This window comes from Tsukamurella sp. USMM236, assembly GCF_037148755.1.
GTDB lineage: Bacteria > Actinomycetota > Actinomycetes > Mycobacteriales > Mycobacteriaceae > Tsukamurella.
The window spans coordinates 1-2033 of sequence record NZ_JBBCSS010000016.1 but is presented as its reverse complement, the minus strand read 5'-3'; the positions used below and the strand labels follow the sequence as shown (position 1 = coordinate 2033).

Below are 2033 nucleotides of genomic sequence, written 5' to 3'. Positions count from 1 at the left end.
CACATCATCACGGAACTCTTTCGGATAAGGCTTAGGCACAGTAGTCATCCTTCCAGGCCGCCCTCCCGGGGCAAGCCAGATCAGATGTCACCTAACCGTGCACCAGTCCCGAATGGTGCGCCGCGAACGCGAGGTCTTCGGGGGCGTGCGCACCAACTTCCCGTCCAGCCGCGAGACGGTGCCGGACACCGTGACAGCTCCCTTGGTGAGGTCGACGTCGGACCAACGCAGTGCGGCGGCCTCCCCGCGGCGCATCCCAGTGGCAGCCAGCACCACGATCGCCAACGCATACCGCAACCCATCCAGCTCACCGATCAGTCGGGAAACGTCGGTCGTCGGCAGGTACGCGGCTTCCCGCTTCTCCACCGCCGGCCTCTTCACCTTCGCCGCCGGATTCACCGCAAGGAGGTCGTCACGGACAGCCACGTCGAGCGCCGCCCGCAGCACGCCGTACACGTTCCGCACCGACGTGTCGCCGAGGCCGTTGTCGTGCAACCGGACGAGTAGCGCCTCGACGTGCGTCGGCTTCAGCTTGTCCAACGTCACCGCCGCGATGGGCCCTTGCTCGAGGTGCTTCTTCGCCAGCAACGAGTACAGCTCCCGAGTCGACGGCTTCCTCGGCGACGCCGGCAGCGACGTCTCACGCCACACCCTGACCCACGAACCGACCGTCATCTTCGCATCCTGCGCCGGCCGACCACCCTCGATCCTCTCGAGCACCGCCTTCAGCTTCGCCCGACAATCCTTCGCCGTGGCCGCATACACGGACACCGACCGGCGCCGCTCCGTGGCGGGATCGACGTACGAGACGCGCCCCTCCCACGAACCGTTCGGCCGCTGCCGGACGCTGCCCTCGCCGTTGGCCCGCTTAGCCATCAGAGGTCACCACCCCGGAGAACGGCAAAATAGGGATCCCGCATGGAAGCTGCTGCCTAGTCATCAGCAGCCCGGGCCTTGAGATCGCGCGCCATCCGCAGTATTTCGTTCAGTATGTCTGCGGCGTCATCCAGCCCTGATGCCAACGTCTCGTTCTTACTCTTCAGGTACTCCTCGTATTCTCTAGTCATTGGCTCCATGGCTGCCGCGCTAAAGCCCGCAAACCTCCACCATGCAGCCCGTGCCTCCAATAGCTCTGGGCCGAATCGGACCAGCTGTTGCGGATCATTGGGCGGAAATAGGAGCTCAGAGGGTGAAACCCTCAGCGCCTCAGCGATTCTAATGAGGGTCGACAGCTGCGGATCGGAATCCGCACCCCCCGATGACCTCCCGCGCTCAAGGTTCGAGACCAGGTTGCGACTCAAGCCCGATGCCGCCGCAAGCTCGGCCTGACTCCACCCGCGCGCAGCTCGCACTTGCCTAATTCCGCGCGCGAGCGATTCCCCCAGCGTGATCGGTTCGGTGTCCATGCGTGCACACGATACGTGACATCGCTTGCATACGTCCATATGAATCAGTACCGTCTACATACGTAGGCACACAGCACCTACGAACGTAGGCACTGATTGGAGAGAAGATGCACGACTGGAAGAGCGTGAGCGCTCAGCTCGGCGGCGTGAGCCGATCGACGGTGTTCTCGTTATGGCAGACCGGCGAGTTGGCCTCGGTGACGATCCGTTCCCGCCGGTTCAGCACCGACAAGCAGATCGCGGACTATGTGGCGCGACTCGAACAAGGAGCTGCCTAACACGGGCTTCGACGTCACCCCGAACCCATCCGGCGGATCCTGCGCCGACCTTCGATCCGAAGCCGACCGTCTGCTCGCACTCGCGGGTCAGAGCTGGGGTGTTGCCAAGGTTGGCCGACTGATCACGGCGTACCAGCGCACTGCGGGCCCGGGGCAGTCCCTCGAGGAGTTCGTCTACGGGACATTGCTTGAGCGTGGACTACAGCGTGCCGCCGCACGCATCCCCGCCGCCGACCGAGCCAATGCCGCCGGGCACACAGACAAAACCGGTGAAACCGCCACATGGAACGTCCACTTAGAAGAAGGAATCCACCCATGAGCACCATCTACGACAACAACCTCCGCTCCG

At 63.9% G+C, this 2033-nt stretch carries 3 protein-coding genes; 1 reads left to right on the top strand and 2 read right to left on the bottom strand.

Annotated elements, in window-relative coordinates; genetic code table 11:
* Positions 1–87 precede the first annotated feature (87 nt).
* Together WFK95_RS24665 and WFK95_RS24660 are read right to left on the bottom strand one after the other, a co-directional pair.
* Complete coding sequence (locus WFK95_RS24665; RefSeq protein ID WP_336672296.1) at positions 88–876, bottom strand: site-specific integrase; 789 nt, start codon at positions 874–876, stop codon at positions 88–90.
* 56 nt (positions 877–932) lie between these two features.
* Positions 933–1406: a helix-turn-helix domain-containing protein gene (locus WFK95_RS24660; protein WP_336672295.1), complete on the bottom strand. Its 474-nt coding sequence runs from the start codon at positions 1404–1406 to the stop codon at positions 933–935.
* A gap of 107 nt (positions 1407–1513) precedes the next feature.
* Here WFK95_RS24660 and WFK95_RS24655 point away from each other — a divergent pair, with 107 nt between their 5' ends.
* On the top strand, positions 1514–1684 hold the full coding sequence (locus tag WFK95_RS24655) for a hypothetical protein (RefSeq protein WP_336672294.1): 171 nt from the start codon (positions 1514–1516) through the stop codon (positions 1682–1684).
* Positions 1685–2033: the final 349 nt, after the last annotated feature.

What these genes read in the sequence shown, in the direction of transcription:
- WFK95_RS24665 (WP_336672296.1), bottom strand. Translation starts at nt 876, where the DNA reads ATGGCTAAGCGGGCCAACGGCGAGGGCAGCGTCCGGCAGCGGCCGAAC.
- WFK95_RS24660 (WP_336672295.1), bottom strand. Translation starts at nt 1,406, where the DNA reads ATGGACACCGAACCGATCACGCTGGGGGAATCGCTCGCGCGCGGAATT.
- WFK95_RS24655 (WP_336672294.1), top strand. Translation starts at nt 1,514, where the DNA reads ATGCACGACTGGAAGAGCGTGAGCGCTCAGCTCGGCGGCGTGAGCCGA.